This is a genomic window from Pseudomonas sp. P7548, assembly GCF_013386585.1.
Lineage (GTDB): Bacteria > Pseudomonadota > Gammaproteobacteria > Pseudomonadales > Pseudomonadaceae > Aquipseudomonas.
Genome location: NZ_JACARO010000002.1, coordinates 241738 through 262460 on the forward strand (window position 1 = coordinate 241738; position 20723 = coordinate 262460).

General features: G+C 61.7%; 17 protein-coding genes. 10 read left to right on the plus strand and 7 right to left on the minus strand.

Annotated elements, in window-relative coordinates; genetic code table 11:
• Positions 1-3: 3 nt before the first annotated feature.
• Complete coding sequence (locus HX803_RS01615; RefSeq protein WP_178918641.1) at positions 4-1398, minus strand: hypothetical protein; 1395 nt, start codon at positions 1396-1398, stop codon at positions 4-6.
• An 82-nt stretch (positions 1399-1480) separates the two neighbouring features.
• Positions 1481-3565 (minus strand): TonB-dependent receptor, encoded by a 2085-nt coding sequence (locus HX803_RS01620; RefSeq protein ID WP_178918642.1) that lies wholly within the window; start codon positions 3563-3565, stop codon positions 1481-1483.
• A 172-nt stretch (positions 3566-3737) separates the two neighbouring features.
• Between HX803_RS01620 and HX803_RS01625 the strand changes: the two genes are divergently transcribed.
• The 7 genes from HX803_RS01625 to HX803_RS01655 all read left to right on the plus strand — a co-directional run bounded on the left by HX803_RS01625 (position 3738) and on the right by HX803_RS01655 (position 10782).
• Positions 3738-4073 carry a YceK/YidQ family lipoprotein gene (locus tag HX803_RS01625; RefSeq protein WP_178918643.1) on the plus strand — a complete coding sequence of 112 codons (336 nt, stop codon included), beginning with the start codon at positions 3738-3740 and terminating at the stop codon, positions 4071-4073.
• Positions 4074-4138: 65 nt separating this feature from the next.
• The gene (locus tag HX803_RS01630; protein WP_178918644.1) at positions 4139-4495 is read left to right on the plus strand and encodes a YceK/YidQ family lipoprotein; all 357 of its coding nucleotides are present in this window, start codon (positions 4139-4141) and stop codon (positions 4493-4495) included.
• 153 nt (positions 4496-4648) lie between these two features.
• A complete protein-coding gene (locus HX803_RS01635) occupies positions 4649-6406 on the plus strand; it encodes a carbamoyltransferase (protein ID WP_178918645.1) in 1758 nt (585 codons plus the stop codon).
• Positions 6407-7303 carry an antimicrobial resistance protein Mig-14 gene (locus tag HX803_RS01640; protein ID WP_178918646.1) on the plus strand — a complete coding sequence of 299 codons (897 nt, stop codon included), beginning with the start codon at positions 6407-6409 and terminating at the stop codon, positions 7301-7303.
• Positions 7300-8700 (plus strand): PIG-L deacetylase family protein, encoded by a 1401-nt coding sequence (locus tag HX803_RS01645; protein ID WP_178918647.1) that lies wholly within the window; start codon positions 7300-7302, stop codon positions 8698-8700. The genes HX803_RS01640 and HX803_RS01645 overlap by 4 nt, the downstream gene beginning before the upstream one ends.
• Before the next feature lie 55 nt (positions 8701-8755).
• A complete protein-coding gene (locus HX803_RS01650; RefSeq protein ID WP_178918648.1) occupies positions 8756-9904 on the plus strand; it encodes a glycosyltransferase family 4 protein in 1149 nt (382 codons plus the stop codon).
• On the plus strand, positions 9901-10782 hold the full coding sequence (locus HX803_RS01655; RefSeq protein WP_178918649.1) for a glycosyltransferase: 882 nt from the start codon (positions 9901-9903) through the stop codon (positions 10780-10782). Before HX803_RS01650 ends, HX803_RS01655 begins: the two co-directional genes overlap by 4 nt.
• A gap of 56 nt (positions 10783-10838) precedes the next feature.
• Here the strand turns inward: HX803_RS01655 and HX803_RS01660 are convergent, their stop codons facing one another.
• Positions 10839-12695, minus strand: coding sequence for a bifunctional O-antigen ligase/aminoglycoside phosphotransferase family protein (locus HX803_RS01660; protein ID WP_178918650.1), 1857 nt, complete (start codon positions 12693-12695; stop codon positions 10839-10841).
• Between the two features lie 158 nt (positions 12696-12853).
• On the opposite strand from HX803_RS01660, the gene msbA reads away from it, so the two are divergent.
• The 3 genes from msbA (at position 12854) to HX803_RS01675 (ending at position 17210) form a co-directional block, all read left to right on the plus strand.
• Complete coding sequence (gene msbA / locus HX803_RS01665; RefSeq protein ID WP_178918651.1) at positions 12854-14659, plus strand: lipid A export permease/ATP-binding protein MsbA; 1806 nt, start codon at positions 12854-12856, stop codon at positions 14657-14659.
• 198 nt (positions 14660-14857) lie between these two features.
• Entirely contained in the window at positions 14858-16282 is a 1425-nt protein-coding gene (hldE, locus tag HX803_RS01670; RefSeq protein WP_178918652.1) for a bifunctional D-glycero-beta-D-manno-heptose-7-phosphate kinase/D-glycero-beta-D-manno-heptose 1-phosphate adenylyltransferase HldE, read from the plus strand.
• The gene (locus HX803_RS01675; protein WP_178918653.1) at positions 16275-17210 is read left to right on the plus strand and encodes an NAD-dependent epimerase/dehydratase family protein; all 936 of its coding nucleotides are present in this window, start codon (positions 16275-16277) and stop codon (positions 17208-17210) included. The genes hldE and HX803_RS01675 overlap by 8 nt, the downstream gene beginning before the upstream one ends.
• 56 nt (positions 17211-17266) lie before the next feature.
• Here HX803_RS01675 and HX803_RS01680 read toward each other — a convergent pair whose 3' ends face one another.
• The 4 genes from HX803_RS01680 to HX803_RS01695 form a co-directional block, all read right to left on the minus strand.
• On the minus strand, positions 17267-18226 hold the full coding sequence (locus HX803_RS01680; protein WP_178918654.1) for a metal ABC transporter ATPase: 960 nt from the start codon (positions 18224-18226) through the stop codon (positions 17267-17269).
• Positions 18227-18267: 41 nt separating this feature from the next.
• Positions 18268-19080: an aldo/keto reductase gene (locus HX803_RS01685; RefSeq protein ID WP_178918655.1), complete on the minus strand. Its 813-nt coding sequence runs from the start codon at positions 19078-19080 to the stop codon at positions 18268-18270.
• The gene (locus HX803_RS01690; protein ID WP_178918656.1) at positions 19077-20252 is read right to left on the minus strand and encodes an FAD-binding oxidoreductase; all 1176 of its coding nucleotides are present in this window, start codon (positions 20250-20252) and stop codon (positions 19077-19079) included. The genes HX803_RS01685 and HX803_RS01690 overlap by 4 nt, the downstream gene beginning before the upstream one ends.
• A 70-nt stretch (positions 20253-20322) precedes the next feature.
• Positions 20323-20658 carry a multidrug efflux SMR transporter gene (locus tag HX803_RS01695; protein WP_178918657.1) on the minus strand — a complete coding sequence of 112 codons (336 nt, stop codon included), beginning with the start codon at positions 20656-20658 and terminating at the stop codon, positions 20323-20325.
• Positions 20659-20723: the final 65 nt, after the last annotated feature.

The window sequence follows — 20723 nt, forward strand, 5'->3', positions numbered from 1 at the left end:
GGGTTATTGGGCCTTGAGCAGGATCATGCGGTCTTTGGACGAGCGCGCCTCGCTCCGGGTACCGCTGAAAAAGTAGCCATAGTCTTGCAGGTAATACACCGTGCTGAGCGTGGTGTTACCCGACCCGATGGTTTGGCAGTCAAGCTCCTTGGCATCGCCGCTCAACGCCGAATTGATTTTGCTGGCGGGTAATTGGCGCTTCACCAGGCAAAGGTTGTCGCGGGTGTAGTTGCGCTCGTCGCGCTCATTGCTGCGCTCGTGGGTGGTGTAGCTGAACCCCAGCGTTGTGCCCGTGGGCATCTGTTTCCAGTCGCCGCTGAAGCTGAGTTGTTCGACCGTGGTGGCAGCTGTGCGCGTCAGCCCTTCAAATTCGTACTGGGCCTGGTAGGTCAGGGGGATCAAGCCTCTGAATGTCACGTCGTCATGGGTGGAGAAGTCGCTCACATGACGCAGGTGCAGTTGCCCGCTTGCAGCGTCGGTTTCAATGAACACTTGATTTTGCAGGCTGCTGGAGCCGAACTCGGTTTTCACCACCAGATGGCTTAGCGTCTTGTCGGGTTTTGCCAGGCCCAGGGCAGTAATGGCGTCCAGCACTGCAGGGGGCAGAGGCGTCGGCATCAGGGTTTGAGTGATCTTGTCGCGGGGTGTCGCGACAGGGAGGCGCTCAAGGGCTGCCGCTGGGCCGCAGGCGGCATTCAATAGGGCCTGGGTATCGCTTTCGGCCGTGCTGAAGGGCGCGTCCTGAGGCGAGGTTTCAGTCTTGCCGAAGGTCACGACGTTTTTCTTGTGGATCCCGAAGCTGGCCAGAGTGCGGTAGGTCTGGCGGCTGCAATTGGCCTGAAAATGCAGGCGCGTCTGAGCGTAGGGCATTTTTTGCAGCCGGTTGATCAAGACAAACGGCTCGTCGTAGGCACCCCAGAATTGCAGAGTGTCAGCCGTCGCCTTGAGGCTGGCACGGTCGATCAGCAGTTGGCGTTGCGTCGCGGTGCTGCTGACGACGCGCCAGTCCGGGCGCGGCGTGCGTGCGCAGGCGTCGATAAAGGCGGCGTTTTGCTTGAGGTAGTCGATGACCTGTGGGGTGAGCTCGCGCATCACGGTAAAGCGCTTGGGTTGACCATCGGCCGCTGGGGTGCCGGGCGATTCCAGAAACAGCAGGCTTGCGCTCGGGGTGGCGCAAGACGCCCGAACCTGGGCGATATCCGGCACGCTGGCGCCTTTGCCCGGCGTGACCTGTACCTGATAGCTGAGGTCATCGCCATCACGCAGGATCGAGTCGACCAGCGGCGGCTGCTTGAGCACTTCGGCAAACGCCGGCTCTGCCTTGGCGCGGCTGTTCATGGTTTGAAGGCTGCAACCACTGAGCAAGCTGAGGGCGACGACAACCGCGATGCGTTTCATGGGTGTTCCTTGCGCAGAGACGGAGAAAAGGCGATCACACGCTTTCGGCTGGGCCCTGCGCTTCTTGAGCGCGGCGCGCCGATCAAAATTGATATTCGGCGCCGGCGCCCGCATACCACGAGCGCCCTGGCGCGGCTTCGTAGTAGCGGCCATTGCCGTCACCGACGATCACCGAGCCGACGTATTGGCGGTCCAGCAGGTTGTCCAGGCGCAACGTCTGGTGGAAGGTCCAGTGGTCGACCTTCTGCTCGAAGCGCGCACGCCAGTTGAACACGCTGTAGCCGGGTGCTGCGTGCTGTTGGTTGGTGTCTTCGACGTAGACCTTGCTGCGGTACAGGCCTTCGAGGGCGGTGCTCACCCAGTCCCGGGGCTTCCAGTTCAACTCGGCAAACAAGGTGGTCTGCGGCACGCCGGGCAAGTAGTTGCCTTTGTCGACAGTGGTAGTGCCGCCGCTGACGAAGTCGCTGTCGTAGGTGGCCTGCAGGCGGGTGTAGGCGAGGCTGGTGTTCCACTGTTCACTCAACTGGCTTTCCAGGCCCAGTTCAAAGCCCCGACGCAAGGTGCGGCCCGCATTCTGGTAGGTGGTGCGGCCGCCGACGGATTGTTGCACCACCAACTCGTCCTCGGTGGTGATCTGGAACAGCGCGGCGTTAACACGGGTGTCTTGACCGACGCGTGCTTTCAAGCCGACTTCATATTGCTTGCTGACCGATGGCTTGAGCGCAAAGTTGAAACCGTTGGCGGTGCTGGAATAGGCCGACTCAGCCTGGGTCGGGGTTTCAAACCCCTTGCCCGCGCTTACATAGCCATGCAGGTCCGGGGTGAAGGCATACATGACGCTGACCGACGGCGTGTTCTTCTGATAGGTCTTGTTGCCGCTGTCATTGCCGTCGCTGAGGTAGTGGTCGTCCACGTCCATGGTCATGCTGCTGTGGCGCAGGCCCGCTTGCAGGGTCCAGTCGCCGAGCAGCCAGTTGGCCTGCACGAACGGATCGAGGCTGGTAGCGGTGTCGATTTCATCACGGCCCAGGGCGCCCTTGACGCCGTGCACGCCATTGACGGTATTGGAATAGCCCTGGCGGTCCTCCCGGCTGCGGTCGTAGTCGAGGCCGGTGATCAGGGTCAGGTCGCCGGGGGCGCTGGTGATGGGTTGCAGCCAATGGACGGAGCCGCCGTAGAACGTGCGGTCGAAGTCGACAACGCCGCCGCGCTTGTCGGCGGCGGTGCCACCTGGGATCGACAGGTACTGAATCACGCTCCGCCGCCCCGTATAGGCATTCACTTGCAGGGTTGCATCGCCGATGTAGCGCTCGTAATTCAGGCCTATTTGCTGGTGATCGATACTTTTGCGCGTGTTGTACAACAACGCCGCCGGTGCCACCGAGCGCGGGTCTGCCTTGTAAGCCGCCCAGGTTTGCCCCAGTGGGTCCTGGGTGCCGTTCTGCTCCAGGCTGCTGTAGATCAGCGCGAGCTTGCTGTCATCGTCCGGCTGGACGTTGAGCTTGGCAAAGGTCTGGTCGCGACGTGCGCTGCTGTGGTCGCGGTAGCCATCGGTGTCCATGCGCGAAGCGTCGAGCACAAAGCCTGCGCCATTCGCGGCGCCTTCAGCCGTGAGGTGGTTTTTGCTCAGGCCGTCGCTGCCCACCAGGGTCTCGGCACCGATGCGTGGCGGGCCTTCGCCGTCGCGGGAAAACATCTGGATCACCCCGCCGGCGTTGCTGCCGTACAGGGTGGCGGCCGGACCGCGCAGCACTTCGATGCGTTCGGCCGTATCAAGGTTGAACGTCGCTGCCTGGCCCTGGCCGTCCGGCGTGCTGGCCGGAATGCCATCGGCGATCAGCTTGATGCCGCGCACGCCGAACGCCGAGCGGGCGCCGAAGCCACGGGAAGAGATCTGCAGGTCCTGCGCATAATTCTGGCGGTTCTGTACCACCAGGCCGGGCACGCGGGACAAGGCTTCGGAGGCGTTGATGCCCAGTTGGCCGTCACTGATCTGCTCGTGGCTGATGCTGTTTACCGAGTAGGGCAGGTCGAAGGTCGGGCTGGCGCTGCGTGAACCGGTGACCACGCTGGGGTCGAGGATCAGTGGGGCGTCTTCCGCCCATGCGGGGGCGCCCAAGGCGAGCAGGCTGGGCAGTAACAGGGTAAAGCGGGCAAGGGTTTTCATGGGGCAGCCGAAATCTGTGGCGCATAGGTCATAGACGCGCAAAAGGGCGCGAGTTTAGTGGTTTGGGCGATTTTTACCATTTCGGAGTTTTCTTACGAGTCGCATCGGCGCGCCTGGCTGGGGTACGGAGTGGGTGGGTGCTAGCGTGGCGGACCCTTGGAGAGGACTCGTCATGACCTTGAAAAACACGACGATACTGAGTGTCGTTGCCCTTGCCTTGAACGGCTGCGGTACGCTGAATACCGTACTGCGCGACGATGTGGCGGCCACCCGGGAGTTGCGTAACCAGAAGACTTACTGTCAGTCCATCCCCCGCGTTTATAGTGGCCTGGCTTTCGACTTTTGCCTGCTGAATGCAGCGCCCGACTACACCGGTGTGTTGTTACCGTTGGTCCTGGTCGACATGGCAGCTTCCGGGGTTGCTGATACCGTTGTGCTGCCCTATACGATTTACCAGCAGAATACGCTGGGCAACCTGGGGATCTATTGGCGGTCGAGTCGATCATGAGCTGGAGCCACATAGGTGTTCCGGGCCAGGCTCGGTTCTAGCCTTTCGGGTAAAAGGAGACGTCCATGAATCGTGGAACCCAAGTACTGCTGGTAGCAGCCGTGCTGTTGCTTTCCGGTTGCGGAACCATCAACACGGTTTTTCGCCCGGACGCCGTGGCCAGCCAGAACCTCAAGGATTCGCGCAGCCACTGTGAAAACGTACCGCGTATCTACAGCGGGGTGATCTACGGGTTTTGCACGCTCAACGGTGAACCCAGGCCTGAAAAAAGCCTGAAAGACCAGAGCGTGCTGGACAGCGCGGGCAATGCCTTCCCGGTCATCGCCATCGAAGCCGTGGCCTCGGGCGTGCTGGACACGCTGGTGCTGCCCTACACGATCTACCGCCAGAGCAAGGACGGCAGTATCGAGATCTACCGCTAGGGTGCAGTGACAACCGGTCACCACATTCCCTAGATCATCACGCGGCGTGTTTACGCTATAATCCCGCCCTTTAGCTGTTTCTCGCCCAGGCGAGAGGCACACTTTTTTCAGGCGCAACCCGCCTGCATGCAGACTAAAAGAGGCTAGACCCCTGTGGCATTGACGATTCTTGGCCTGTCCGGCGCCCTTAGCCATGATCCTTCCGCAGCCCTGTATATCGACGGCAAGCTGATCGCGGCCGCCGAAGAAGAGCGCTTCGTACGCGACAAACATGCAAAGAACCGCATGCCCTACGAGTCGGCGAAGTTCTGCCTGGAGCAGGCCGGCATCAAGCCTTCCGACGTTGACGTGGTTGCGATCCCGTTCGCCCCGATCAGCCTGTTCGGCGAAGCGCGCTGGCACTACGCCAAGCGTTACTGGTACGCCCCGGACCGCGCCCTCGACGCAATCCTGATGGGCAACCGTCGCTACAAGCGCTATCGCAACAAGATCGTCTGGTGCCTGGAGCAACTGGGCTTCGATCCGAAGAAAATCAAGATCGAGCCGGTTGAACACCACCTGGCCCACGCTTCCAGCGCCTACCACTGCTCCGGCTTCCAGGAGAAAACCGCGATCCTGGGCATCGACGGTAAAGGTGAGTACGCCACTACGTTCTTCGGCTACGGCGAGAACGGCAAGATCCACAAGATCAAGGAATTCTACGATCCGGACTCCCTGGGCGGCCTGTATGGCGCGATCACCGAGTTCCTCGGGTTCGAGATGCTCGACGGCGAGTTCAAGGTCATGGGCATGGCGCCGTACGGCGACGCCAGCAAATACGACTTCTCGCGCCTGGCCTCCTTTGAGAACGGCGAACTGGTGATCAACACCGAATACGCCAACGTCATCGGCCTGCGCCGTTACAAAGAGAAGGGCAAGGGCTTCTACTTCTCGCCAAAACTGATCGAGTGGCTGGGTCCGAAGCGCGAAGGCGATATTGCCGACGAGCCGTACATCCACTACGCCGCGAGCATGCAGGCGCTGTTCGAGAAGCTGGCCCTGCAGATGATCGACCACTACCTGGGCGACATCCTCAAGGACACCGGCAAGCTGGCCTTTGCCGGTGGTTGTGCGTTGAACGTGAAGCTGAACCAGAAAATCATTGCCCGTGATGACGTGAAAGAGCTGTTCGTACAGCCTGCGTCCGGCGATGCCGGCACCGCCGTTGGCGCGGCGGCCTACGTGTCCCACGCCCGTGGTGTGCCGGTGGAGAAGATGGAACACGTCTACCTCGGCCCGTCCTACAGCAACGAAGACGTGATTGCCGCGTGCGCCAAGCACGAGAGCAAGCCGAACTGGCGCAAGATCGAGAACATGCCCAAGCGCATCGCCAAGATCATGGTCGACGGCAACCCGGTGGCCTGGTTCCAGGGCCGCATGGAGTTTGGCCCGCGTGCGTTGGGTGGTCGTTCGATCATCGGTTGCCCAAGCGCCACCGGCGTGGCCGATCGCATCAACCACCAGATCAAGTTCCGCGAGCGTTGGAGGCCTTTCTGCCCGTCGATGCTCGACACCGTGGCCCCGCAGATGATCAAGGTCGATCACCCCGCACCGTTCATGACCTTCACCTTTGAAGTGGCTGAAGAATGGAAGACCCGCGTGCCGGAAGTGGTCCATGAAGATGGTACCTCCCGCGCCCAGGTGCTCAAGCGCGAGTACAACCCGCGCTACTACGACATGATGAAAGAGCTGGAAGTGCTGACCGGCAACGGTGTGTCGCTGAACACCTCGCTCAACCGTCGTGGCGAGGCGATGATCTGCTCGCCGACCGACGCGCTGAACATGTTCTTCGGTTCCGACCTGCAGTACCTGATCATGGAAGACATCCTGGTGGTCAAGGACGGCGTGGACCCTTATGACGCTGTGGTCTAAATGCTGAACCGCTTCCAGGGCTGGCGTGAACGTGGCTGGGCGCCTGTCGAGGCCGAGGTTTACGCCCAGGCCTGGCAGCGTTTTGGCGGCAGTGTGGCGACTCATCCGCACGTGATCGAGCGGCTGGCCCGCCTGGCACAGATTCCCGTGCGTTACCTTGGCTGGGAGCAGGGCGGCGAGCTCAAGGGGGCGATAGCCGCCTGGGGCCGCGACCTGGCCTTGTCCAAGGACGTGCTCAAGCGCAGCGGCAAGAAAGGCCTGTTTGACCTGGGCAATGCCGAGATCATCCTGCCGATTGCTGCAGACGCGCAGTTGCCGGTACGCCATCGCGGGCGCTACCTGTCGGCGCTGAACGAAGGGCGCATCAGCACCCTCAAACCTCAGGCCGAGCAACTGGCCATGGCGCGTACCCCTGAAGACCTGTCGAAGAAGTTTCGCTACAACCAGCGCCGCGAGTTGCGCTTGCTGGAAGAAGCGGGCGGCGTGGTACGGGCCGTCAGCGAGTTTTCCAGCACTGAACTGGCGGCGATCTATTGCGACCTGTTCCAGCGCCGCTGGGGGTTTGCAGCCACCGGCGCCGAGCGACTGGCCGACGTGCTGGAGTTGCTCAAGGAATTTTTGATCGGCTCGGTGCTGTTTCTCAATGACGCCCCCATCGCCGTGCAGTTGGTGTACCGCGTCGAGGCGCCCGAGTGGGTGAGCATCGAGTACGTCAATGGCGGGGTTGACCCTGAAACCCGTGCGTTCAGCCCCGGCAGCGTATTGAGTTTTCTCAATACGCAAAGTGCCTGGGAGCAGGCGCGCGCCGTGAATAAACCCCTGCGTTTCTCCTTCGGACGCGCCGACCGTGAATACAAAGAGCGTTGGTGCAACCCCGTGCCGGTGTTCAGCCTATGAGCCGTAAACGTCAATTGCTGCAGCGCCACCGACGCAACAAGCGCGTGGCGCTGTTGATCGCCCTTGTAGGGCTGTTGCTCGCCGGTGTGCTGGTGGCCTGGTGGTTGACGCCGCTGCTGGCGGTGCTGCTGTGGGCTGCCCATGAAGCGTGGTTTGCCGACCATCTGTTTTATTCACCCAAGGAAGACTATCAGTACCGCTTCCCCGCGGGCAGCCAGACGGCCGCCTTGCGCGTGGAGGCTGGTCGCCTGGTTCCCCAGGCACCGCTGAGCCTGGTGGGCGATGAGACGTTGATCGTCGAAGTGCAGCTGAAAAGTAATCTGCTGGGGCGTTTTCTTGACCCGGCCGTGCTGTTGTCGGGCGATCGCCAAGTGTTTGAGCGTGGGGTATCTGGCAAGCGTTACCTGAACCTCACGGGCTCGGCACAGGCGTTGGCAGCCGGTGAGCTGAGCCTGCGCGGGCGCTACTGCCGCGTGGTCGGCGACCTGACCCTGTGGGTGTTCCGCCAACCGGATTACGCCCGCCAGCGGGTCATGGTGATTGCGCCCCATGCCGATGATGCCGAGCTGGCGGCGTTCGGTTTGTACGGCCAGGCGGATGAAAGCTGGATCGTGACGCTGACGGCAGGCGAAATCGAGGCTGAGCACTATCAACAGATGGGCATGCCCAAGGCCGATGCCGCGCGGAACAAGGGGCGCCTGCGCGCCTGGGACAGCATTGCCGTGCCGCGTTGGGCCGGGGTTCCCGAAGCGCACTGCGTGCAGCTGGGTTATTTTTGCCTGCAACTGCCGGCCATGCGCGCCACGCCGGATCAGCCCCAGGCCTCTCGCGAAGCGGAAATGGACGATACACGGCTGTTTCGTCAGTTCAATGCATTCGCCCTGCCGGGCGATGTGGACGGCGCGCCGACCTGGGTCAACCTGATTGCGGACCTGCGGGCGTTGCTGCTCAAGGCGCGTCCCGAGGTGATTGTGTTGCCCACGCCGGTCCTTGACCCGCATCCGGACCACATCTATGCGCATGCCGCAGTGGTGGAAGCGCTGGAAGGACTTGAATGGCAACCGACCACGTTGCTCGGTTATGCCAACCATCTGCATGATAATGACCGTTGGCCCATGGGCGACTCCGGCGCCGGTGTGGCCTTGCCGCCACAGCTTGATACGGATCAGGTGCTTGAGCCGTGCTGCCGGGTGCTATCGTTGCGCACTCAACAAGACAAGGCCATGGCGCTGGGCATGATGCATGACCTGCAGCCACGCCCGCCGTTCAAACGCCGTGTGCGTCGCCTGTTGCAGCGAGTGCTGGCAGGGCGTGGACCATCGCCTTACGGGGAGAATGAGTTCTTCCGCAAGGCGGTACGGCGTCACGAGCTGCTCTGGGTCCTGAAACAGGATTGAGCCTTTACCTATTCGTTGGGCTGCCGCCCGCAGCCTGATTGCCCCATGGAGTGATATGGAACCTCGTTTCAAGGTGTTGCAGTTACAGCCGGACTACAACGTCAAGGTCAATGATTTCGCCGACCTCGGTGAGCAGATCGTCAAGTCGTTGCCGGTTGAACGTTTTGAGGTGACCTCGGCGTTTCTCAGCGGTCGCCCGCAACCGGGCCAGCCCCTCAGCGTGGCTGACCATTCCAAGTATTTCGAGTTTCCGGAGAAGGCTCTCAAGGGCATCCGCCTCGGTGCCATGTGGGAAATCTACAAGTATTGCCGTGAGCAGAAGTTCGATGTGGTCATCTGTAACCGTTTCAAGTCGGTGAACATGATGCTGTCGCTCAACCGCTGGTTGAAGATCCCGCTGTGCATCGGCATTTCCCACGGCTTTGGCGAATACGAGCGAGCCTATCGCCGGCGCCAGACGCGTCGGTTGGTCAGCCCGGCGTGGCGCTTTGTCGGGGTGTCGGCGGCGGTCAGGGATTATCTGGTCGGTCTCAATTGCGGCTTCACGCGCGACAACACCTCCTTCGTGACCAATGCCATCGACATCCCTCAGGCCGAAGCCTTGCAGCTGCCCCGTGAGCAAGCGCGGCAAGCCTTGGGGCTGCCCATGGATGCGCGCATCATCGGGGCCCTGGGCCGCCTGGTGCCGATCAAGGGCCACACCCATCTGCTGCAGGCTTTTGCCCGCCTGAAGGACAAGTACCCGAACGCCCAGGTCGGCATCATCGGTTCTGGCCGCGCCGAGGCGGACCTGCGCGCAGACATCGAGCGCCTGGGCCTGACCGGCCGTGCACACCTGCTGGGTTTTCGTGAAGACGGCCTCCAGTACGTACGTGCCTTTGACATCTGGACCATGCCGTCCCTGCTCGAAGGCCTGGGGCTGGCATTGCTCGAAGGCATGAGCGGGCGCCTGCCGGTGATCGCCTCCAACGGCCCGGCCATGTTGCCGCTGGTCGAGGGGGCGGGCGGCTTGTCCCATGAGCCTGGCAATGTGGACCAACTGACGACGGCCCTGGACACTTACCTGGCCATGAGCGACGAGCAACTGCGCGCCAAGGGCGAGCAGGTGTTCCAGTACCTGGAACAGAATCACGCGCTGGCGGAATTCCAGCAGAAATACCTAGACCTGATCGAAACCGGTTTGAAAGAAGTAGGTAGAGCATGACGTCGCAACAACCCCTGGTCTCGGTAATCATCGCGTCCTACAACCACGCCCAATACATCGAGCAAAGTATCCTCAGTGTGCTTGGTCAGACGTATCCCAACATCGAGTTGCTGGTGGTGGACGACGGTTCCAAGGATGACAGTGTCGAACGTATCCGGCGTTTGCAGGCCGAGCATGGTTTTGATTTTCAGGTGCAGCAGAACCAGGGCTTGACTGCCACGCTGAACGGGGCGATCGCCCGAGCCAAGGGCAGCTTGATTGCGCCCTTCGGCTCCGATGACATCATGTTGCCGGATCGCATCGCCACCCAGGTGGCCTATATGGCAGACAAGCCCAAGGTCGGGATTTGCGCCGGTAACATCGAGCTGATCGATGCCGACGGCAACCTGCACCCAGAGAAAAAGCAGCGTCGCGACGTGCCGTTTCGCAGCCTGGATTTCGACGACATGTTCATGGATCGCAAGCCTTTCCCGCCTGCGCCGACCATGCTGATTCGCCGCGAAGTGCTGGATGAAGTCGGCGGCTTCGACCCGGATATCCCGCTGGAAGACCTGTTGATCCAGCTGAAGATCACGGCGGCGGGGTACACCATTGACGCGCTGGGTGTGGTGATGGCGCGCTATCGGCAGCATGCCAGCAACACCTACAAGAACCACCGCTACATGATCCAGAACATCCTCAAGACCTACGCCAAGTTCAGCGAGCATCCGGCTTACGACGCCGTGCGCTACAACTTCCTGAACTCGATGTTCCTCAAGACCGCCGACCGTGACCGGCCGCTGGCGCGAGAGATTCTCAAGCAGATTCCATTGAAGTTCTGGGGGCGCAAGACCTTGCGTGGGCTGGTGCGGCTGTATGTGTCGCCGCTCAGGAAGTGAGTCGGCGCAGGATGTGAAAAAGGCGACTATCAGTGTGTGATAGTCGCCTTTTTTATTCAGGTAGCGGGCTTGGCCAGGCTCAACACCCGGGCGCGGATTTTCGCCGTGGCCTCTGGGGTGGCGATCGAGGCGTACCCTTTGGCCAATTGCTCGAAATGAGTTTCGAACAGCCAGTTGCGGTCCTGAGGGTAGCGCTGCATATGGTTCAGGTTGCGCTGGCGCAGCGCGTTGCGCAGGGGCGATGGGTAGATGCGCAGGTCAGCCACATCGATCAGGCCAAACTCACCGTCGTCCATCAGCAGGACGTTGCCCAGGTGCAGCGAGCGGAAGTACACGCCACGCTCGTGAAGCACGGCGACGAAGCGACCGAAGCGTTCGATCAACGATTCACGCAGGCTGCTGTCCAGGCTTTGCAAGGCTTGGCGCAGGGTCAGGCCGGAAAGTGGCGCGTAGACCACGGCGCTGCTGCCATCGCGCAGGGCGTAGAGGTTGAGAATCTGTGGTGCAGGGATGCCCAGGTTATGCAATTGCTCGCTGTTGCTGGCAAACCGTTCGGAGTAAGGGTTGAAGCTGCCCGAGGTGTACCAGCGACGCGGGCGGAATACCTTGAGGAAACGGCCGTCTTCCAGGCGCAGCACTTTCGGGCCAAGGCCATCGGCTTCGATCACGTGGGCATTGCTGCTCAATTGCTCAAAGGCTTCGGGCTTGAGGCTTTGCACCGGCATGCGCAGTACGCTGTTGCGGCGTTGGGCGATACTCAGGCCGGCGATGATTGCCAGGGGAATCCACAGCAGGAACCAATGCTCCTTGGGGCGCGACAGGATGCCACCGCCTTCGGTGAGGCCGGCGCCGATGCCGTAGGCCAGCAGGGACGACGCCAGGATGAACAGCGGTTGTGCGCGTTGCTTGAGGCCTTTGTACAAGCCCCAGCCAAGCATGAAGATCCACGGGATGAAGCCGATGATGCCGACGTAATACAGCACGCCCAACGCAAAGCTGTGGGGCTCGCGCAACTCGGAACCTTCTGAAATCGTCAGGTATAGCTCGGAGTCATAGCTGTGGCCGATCCACGGATGTTCGGCAATGCGGTGCAGTGACATGCCCCACAGTTCAAGGCGAAATGAGCTGCCGCGTTCGGTAATGGATTCCGGGTAGAGCAGTAATAGTCCGACAGCCCCCAACACCATGCTCGCGATCAGCAAGACAGAGCGGTGGTTGCGGCTGACAAAGGCCATCCACAGGGAGGCCAGGGTCAGCGCCACCAACGGCGTACGTGAGCCGGTAGCGAGCACGGTTGCAGCCATGATGGCCAGTGCCGGTATGCTGAACCACAGCACCTGCAGGCGCTTGGTGGTCATGCACACGTAGAGCCAGTAGACACAGAAAAAGCCGAAGAGATGGGAGCTCAGCAGCGGATTGTCGAGCGCGCCACGCCCGCCGATCATGCGCATGCCTGGCGAGAAGTCTTTCACAAAGGCCGAAAGGCTGAACAGGCAGGACACCAACGCAATCACCGCAGCACTGAAGAAGATCGGCTTGAACAGGTCATTGCGATAATGCAGCAACAGCCCGCAGCCGCCGAACAGCAGGAAGGTGTGCAGGGGGCGTTTGAACAGGTCGGTGTCAGCGGTGGGTTCCGGACTCCACAGCAAACTGGTCAGTGCCCAGGCGGAAAACACCAGGAAGCCAATGGCCAGCGGCTCACGCAGCAACTCCTTGAATTCCCGCGGGCGCAGGAGCAGGAGCAGCAGGGTCGGTGCGCTGAAGAGGCCGTAGTAGAACTTGTGCAGCACATTGCGGTTGGTCACGAAGAACAGCGAGCTCAGGAGCAGCAACAAGCCAATGGGCAAAATCCATAGGACCAGGAAGTCGAAAACACGGTTTGAGCCATAGATCAGGCGCTTGGAGTGCATACAGAAAAGCCATTCCGGAAAGAGAAAGCCGACCATCTTAGAGTAGTGGCTATATAATGTCGCCGGTTGGATCCAACCGAGTTGAGGGTCATGCAGGGTGCAAGTACAACAGAGAAGCTGTGCTAAAGTCAGCCTCCTTTTTCAAAACGCCGCGTGATATGACCGACTCCAGTCCGAGCGCAAGCCCTTCGAGCTTGAAAATATACTTCCGCCTGCTCAGTTACGTTAAGCCCTACATGGGCCTGTTTGCGTTGAGCATCGTCGGATTTCTGATTTTCGCGTCGACCCAGCCGATGCTGGGTTACATCCTCAAGTACTTTGTCGATGGCCTCTCCAACCCGGAAGCCGTGCTGTTCCCCACCGTGCCCTTTCTGCGTGACCTGCAACTGCTGCAGGCCGTGCCGCTGCTGATCATCCTGATTGCCGCCTGGCAGGGCCTGGGTTCGTTCCTGGGCAACTACCTGTTGGCCAAGGTTTCCCTGGGCCTGGTCCATGACCTGCGCGTGCAGTTGTTCAACAACCTGCTGACGTTGCCCAACCGCTACTTCGACAACCACAACTCCGGGCACCTGATCTCCCGCATCACCTTCAACGTGACCATGGTCACGGGGGCGGCGACCGATGCCATCAAGGTGGTGATCCGCGAAGGCATGACGGTGATCTTCCTGTTCGCCTCCCTGCTGTTCATGAACTGGCGCCTGACGCTGGTGATGATCGCCATCCTGCCGCTGATCGCGGTGATGGTGAGCACGGCCAGCAAGAAATTCCGCAAGCAGAGCAAGAAGATCCAGGTGGCCATGGGCGACGTGACCCACGTCGCTTCGGAAACCATCCAGGGCTATCGTGTGGTGCGCAGCTTCGGCGGCGAGGTCTACGAGGAAAAACGCTTCCTCAAGGCCAGCCAGAGCAACACCGACAAGCAGTTGCGCATGACCCGCACCGGGGCGATCTACACCCCGGCGCTGCAATTGGTGATCTACACCGCCATGGCGGTGTTGATGTTCCTGGTTCTGTACCTTCGCGGCGATGCCTCGGCCGGTGACATGGTGGCCTACATCACCCTGGCCGGCCTGTTGCCCAAGCCTATCCGCCAGTTGTCGGAAGTCAGCTCGACCATCCAGAAAGGCGTGGCCGGTGCCGAAAGCATCTTCGAGCAATTGGACGAAGAGGTGGAGGTCGATCACGGCACCATCGAACGCGACAAGGTCAGCGGTCGCCTGGAAGTGCGCAACCTGAACTTCACCTACCCGGGCACCGAGCGCCATGTGCTCAAGGACATCAGCTTCGTAGCGGAGCCTGGGCAGATGATTGCCCTGGTGGGGCGTTCGGGCAGTGGCAAGTCGACCCTGGCCAGCCTGATCCCGCGTTTCTACCACCATGAGAGCGGCGAAATCCTGCTCGATGGCGTGGAGATCGAAGACTACAAGCTGCTCAATCTGCGCAGGCACATCGCTCAGGTGACCCAGCATGTGACCCTGTTCAGCGACACGGTGACCAACAACATCGCCTATGGCGATTTGGCCGGTGCACCGCGGGCGGATGTTGAAGCGGCGGCGCGGGATGCCAACGCCAAGGACTTCATCGACCAGTTGCCCAAGGGCTTCGACACCCAGGTGGGTGAGAATGGCGTGCTGTTGTCCGGCGGCCAACGCCAGCGCCTGGCCATCGCCCGCGCTTTGCTCAAGAACGCGCCGCTGCTGATTCTCGACGAGGCGACCTCGGCCCTCGACACCGAATCCGAACGCCACATCCAGGCGGCGCTGGACAAGGTCATGCAGGGCCGCACCACCTTGGTGATCGCGCACCGCTTGTCCACCATCGAGAAGGCCGACCTGATCCTGGTGATGGACGACGGCCGGATTGTCGAGCGAGGCACCCACGGCGAGCTGTTGGCACAGAACGGCTACTACGCCCGCCTGCATGCCATGGGCCTGGATGCGCCTGTCTCGGCCGACATCACCTGATCCCTTTGGGGGGCGCTGCTTGTGGCGAGGGCGCTTGCTCCCGCTGGTGTGCGTAGCGCACCCAAGATCTTTGGGGCCGCTTCGCAGCCCAGCGGGAGCAAGCTCCCTCGCCACAGCAAGCCGGCTCCTACAGTGCAAAACCTCCCACCACCCTGTGCTAATATCGCGCCCCTGTTCATTTTGTATGTGGGTTGCTCCATGAAGTTGTCCATGCCGCGATTCGATCAAGCCCCTGTCTTGGTGGTCGGCGATGTCATGCTCGACCGTTACTGGCATGGCGGTACCTCACGGATTTCCCCTGAGGCACCGGTACCGGTAGTCAAGGTCGAGCAAATCGAAGACCGTCCAGGTGGCGCTGCCAACGTTGCCCTCAATATTGCCGCCCTCGGCGCGCCGGCCTCCCTGGTGGGGGTGACCGGCGACGACGAAGCTGCCGACAGCCTGGCCAACAGCCTGCGCGGTGCTGGCGTGCGTGCGTTGTTCCAGCGCATCGCTCACCAGCCGACCATCGTCAAGCTGCGGGTGATGAGCCGTCACCAGCAATTGCTGCGTATTGATTTTGAAGAACCCTTCTCCACCGACGCCCTGGCCTTGAGCGGCCAGGTCGACGAGTTGCTCGAAGGCATCAAGGTGCTGGTGTTGTCCGACTACGGCAAAGGCGCCCTGAAGAACCACCAGGTGCTGATCCAGGCGGCCAAGGCCAAGGGCATTCCGGTGCTGGCCGATCCCAAGGGCAAGGACTTTTCGATTTATCGGGGCGCCAGCCTGATCACGCCAAACCTCAGTGAGTTCGAAGCCATTGTTGGCGGCTGTGCCGATGAGCACGAGTTGGTGAGCAAAGGCGCTGCACTGATGGCCGATCTCGACCTGGGCGCGTTGCTGGTGACCCGTGGGGAGCACGGCATGACCTTGCTTCGCCCCAATCACCCGGCGATCCATTTGCCGGCCCGTGCCCGTGAAGTGTTCGACGTGACTGGCGCTGGCGATACCGTGATTTCGACCCTGGCCGCCTCCATCGCCGCCGGTGAAGAATTGCCTCACGCCGTGGCCCTGGCCAACCTGGCGGCGGGCATCGTGGTAGGCAAGCTGGGTACGGCAGCCATCAGTGCACCTGAGCTGCGCCGGGCGATCCAGCGTTCCGAAGGTTCCGAGCGTGGCGTGCTGGGTATCGAGCAATTGCTGCTGGCGATTGACGATGCCCGCGCCCACAACGAAACCATCGTGTTCACCAACGGCTGTTTCGACATCCTGCACGCCGGCCACGTGACTTACCTTGAGCAAGCGCGTGCCCAAGGCGATCGCCTGATCGTCGCGGTCAATGACGACGCCTCGGTCAGTCGTCTCAAGGGCCCGGGCCGTCCGATCAACAGTGTTGATCGGCGCATGGCCGTGCTGGCCGGCCTGGGTGCCGTGGACTGGGTCATCAGCTTCCCTGAAGGGACGCCTGAAAACCTGCTGGCCCAGGTCAAGCCGGACGTGCTGGTCAAGGGCGGTGATTACTCGGTCGATCAAGTGGTCGGTGCCGATATCGTCAGCGCCTATGGCGGCAAGGTCAAAGTGCTGGGCCTGGTCGAGAACAGCTCGACCACGGCCATTGTCGAGAAGATCCGCAACAATGAGTAACGCTGATAAGTGGGTTCTGATCACCGGAGGGGCGGGTTTCATCGGCTCGCACCTGGTGGATGCATTGCTCGCCAGGGGCTATAGCGTGCGGGTCCTGGACGACCTGTCCACCGGCAAGCGCAGCAACCTGCCGCTGGACAACCCACAGGTGCAACTGATCGAAGGTGACGTCGCCAACGCTGAGTTGGTGGCGCAAGCCGCTGTCGGCGCTGCGGCGGTGGTACACCTGGCAGCCGTGGCGTCGGTACAAGCCTCGGTGGATGACCCGGTGAGCACGCACCAGAGCAATTTTGTCGGCACTTTGAATGTGTGCGAGGCCATGCGCAAGGCGGGTGTGAAGCGCGTGGTATTCGCTTCCAGCGCGGCGGTGTATGGCAACAACGGCGAGGGGGCTTCGATTGACGAAGAAACCACCAAGGCACCGTTGACGCCCTATGCTTCCGACAAGTTGGCGGGCGAGCATTACTTTGACTTCTACCGCCGCCAGCATGGCCTGGAGCCGGTGATTTTCCGCTTCTTCAATATCTTCGGGCCGCGCCAGGATCCGTCGTCGCCGTATTCCGGTGTGATCAGTATCTTCAGCGAGCGTGTGCAGCAGGGCCTGCCGATTGCCGTGTTCGGCGATGGCGAGCAAACCCGCGATTTCATGTACGTGGAAGACCTGGTCGATGTGCTGGTACAGGCCATCGAAGCGCCCGAGGCGCCGCTGGGCGCGATCAACGTCGGCTGGAACCGCACCACGACGCTCAAGGACGTGCTGCAGGCCTTGGAAGAGATCGTCGGCAAGTTGCCGGCGGTGACTTACGGGCCGGCGCGTTCCGGGGATATCCGGCATTCGCGGGCGAATAACCAGCGGTTGCTGGCGAGCTTCACGCTGCCCGAGCCCACACCCTTGAAGGTTGGCCTCGCCCGCCTGCTCAACCGCTGACCCAATCGCTGTGGGAGCTGGTTTGTGTGGGAGCTGGCTCCCACAGTGGTTTTGCGTCAGGTCTTGGCTTTTTTCTTCGGCACGATCTTGCGCAACACGCGCTGCGCCAGGCGCTTGAGCTTCGACTCTTTCTCCGGCTCTGCCAGGCCTTGCTGCCTGAGCCAATCCTTCCAGCGAATCCGCTCATCACGCACCAACCAACCCTCCTGCTGGGCGAAGCTTTCCGCCAGGTATAGGCCACGCGTGCTCGCTGGGTAGAGTTGGTCTTTCTTGACGGTGTACAGCTCGGCCAGGGGCTGGCCGTCCTTCAAGGGCATCAGGTACAGGTCCGGACGCTGGCGGTCTAGGCGGGCCACCAGTTGGTCGCCTTCCAGGCGTTCATCCACATGGAACAGGCTCAAGGATTTGGCTTCCTTGGGCACTTCCAGGCGCAGGTCGTAGATCAACTGCAGCGACGCCGTGGGCAAGTGCACGTAGGCTCGCGGCCGTTCGATAAGCTGGGTGGTGGCGCAACGCACCGGGCGTGCTGCACCCGACAAGGGGCTCAGGCGAAACGGCAGGGCTTCACGGTAATGCAGTGCAGCGGAGTAGGGCGCTGGCAGCCAGGTGTCGTTGAAACGTCCTCCGAGCCAGCCTTCCGGGGTTTCCAGCAAGCATTCCTCGGCGATTTCCTGGATGGCGGTGTGCAGCGGCAGGTTCAGTTCGTGGGCGGGGACGTAGCCGGAGATCAGCTTGAGCACCACGTCACCACGGTCTTGGCGGCGCTGGCGCACCAGCACCCAGTAATCCTTGTTTTGCCAGTGCAGGGTCAGGCGTACCGACACCCCCAGGTTGGCCAGCTCCAGGACGAATCGCTCGGGGTCTGCCACTTCTACCGGCTTGCGCCGTTGCAGGGTCTGGGCAAAGTTGAGCGGCATGCCCACGCTCTGGTAGCTCAGGCCTTCGGGGGTGGCTTCGACGTGCAGCGGCAGTGTTTTGAAATTGCTGGGGTTTTTTCTTATGAGCGTTCGCGGCATGTCGGCTCCTTCTTGCGACGGGGTCGGCCGCGTGGGCGGCATCAGAGTTGACGAATGACCTGGGCAGCGGTCGCCACGTTATGGGCCAGGTGCAGCGGGTTAATGGTCCCGACAATAGCACTGGCGACGCCCGTTTGCGCAAACAACAACATGAAACTGGCTCGAATTGGATCCATTCCTGGCTCCAGGCAAACGTGGCCACTGGCCAAGGCCTTTTTCACCAGGATGCCTTTGCCGTGGGCGGCTGCATAATCAATGACGGCTTTCTCGGCTTGTTCGTTCAAATTGTAGGTGACCATTGCGCAATCACCGCGTTCCAGAGCCTTTACGCCGCCTTCAACAGTTTTGCCGGAAAAGCCGAAACCACGGATCTTGCCTTCCTTTTTCAGCGCCTCGAGGGTCGGGTAAACCTCACACTCGTTGAGGATGTGCATGTCATTGCCGTCGGAATGCACCAGCACCAGGTCGATAAAATCAGTTTCAAGCCGTTTCAAGCTGCGCTCGATCGACATCCGGGTATGGGCCTCGCTGAAGTCGTGGCTGGACAGCCCCTCTTCGAACTCTTCGCCGACCTTGCTGACGATCACCCAGTCCTTGCGCTGGTCGCGCAGCAGCGGCCCCAGGCGTTCTTCGCTGCGGCCATAAGCCGGCGCGGTGTCGATCAGGTTGATGCCCAATTCGCGGGCCTGGCGCAGCAGCATCCGCGCCTCGTCGTCGCCCGGTATCTGGAAGCCGCTGGGGTATTTCACCCCTTGGTCACGGCCCAGCTTCACGGTGCCCAGGCCCAGGGGCGATACCAGCAGGCCAGTGCTGCCCAGGGGGCGATGCAGATCGTGCAAGGTTGGCAGGGTCATGGCAGCAGTTGCTCCCAGGCAGGTACGCCGATGGCGGGTTTTGGCAATTCGGGCAGGGGCTCACGCGTGGCTGGGTGGATGCCGTCGCGTTCCAGGCTGCTGATCACTCGGTCGGCAAAGTCCGGCGCCAGGGCCAGCTTGGTTGGCCAGCCCACCAACAGGCTGCCCTGCTCAGCGAGGAAGGCGTTGTCGGGGCGGGTGAGGCCCGATTGCAGGGGTTCGGCGCGGTCGACGCGCAAGGTGGCCCATTGTGTCTGGCTCATGTCGATCCAGGGCAGCAACTGCGCCAGCTCTTTTTGCGCAGTGGCGATTTGTTCTTCTGGCGTGCGCGCTACGCCGTCAGCCTCGGCAATATCGCCGCCCATGTACCACACCCAGTTGCCGTCGGCGGCCGGGTGAGTGGTGACGGTGATGCGCGGCTTGGTGCCGCCACCCAGGCAGTGGGCGTACAGCGGTTTCAGGCCGGGGCCCTTGGCGATGATCATGTGCAGCGGGCGCGTCTGCATGGCCGGCTGGCTCAGGCCGAGGGCCGTCAACAGCGTTGCCGTGCCGGCGCCGGCACTCAATACGATGCGCTGGGCGCGGATCTCGCGGCCATCCACCTTCAGGCCCACCAGCGTGTCGTCTTCGAGCAGTGGTTCGATCTGCTGGCCGGCGAGCAAGCCGTCACCGGCCAGGTGCGCCAGGCGGTCGATCAGGCTGGGCACGTCGATGACCAGTTCCGCCAGGCGATAGACCTTGCCCTTGAAACGGCGGTCCTGCAGGGCCGGGGGCAGGTCGTCGCCCTTGACCTGGTCGACGCGGCCACGCACGGCCTTGCTGGCGAAGAAACTGGTGAGGTTGCCGGCGAGGGTACCAGGGGACCACAGGTAATGGGCTTCGGAGAGCAAGCGCACGCCGCTCAGGTCCAGTTCACCCTTGCCCGCCAGGGCTTCGCGCCAGCGGCGCGGCATATCGGCGATGGCTTCGGACGCGCCGGTGAGGGCGCCGTGCAGGGCGTATTTCGCACCGCCGTGGATGATCCCCTGGGACTTCACGCTTTGCCCGCCACCCAAAGTAGCGCTTTCCACCACCACCGTGGAAAACCCCTGGCGGCGCAGGCGCGCATTCAGCCAGAGGCCGGCAACCCCGGCGCCGACAATCAGAACGTCGGTGGAAATAACGGATGGCATGGGCGACCTCAGTGTTCAAGACAAGAGGCGCAGTATACAGGGATCGAAATGGGTGGGCGCCCGACGGGTATCAGTGCCCGGCAGTTTTCGAGAATAGCTGGATCACCACCACGCCCAGTACGATCAGGCCCATGCCCATGATCGCCGGCGTATCGAGTTTCTGCCCATAGATGAACAGCGCCGCGACACTGACCATCACGATCCCCATCCCCGCCCAGACCGCGTAGGCCACGCCCACCGGTACAGTGCGCACCACCAGCGTCAGCATCCAGAACGCCACGCCATAACCGACGATGACCAGCAACAGGGGAATGGGAGTGCTCCAGCCCTTGATGGCTTTCATCGAAACGGTCGCGATCACTTCCGAGCAGATGGCAATGGCCAGATAGACGTAGGCGGCATTCATGGTGGTAATCCTCGGAGTGGGTTTCTACAGGGTTGGCATTTTAGGGGTTCGACAGATGGGGTAAA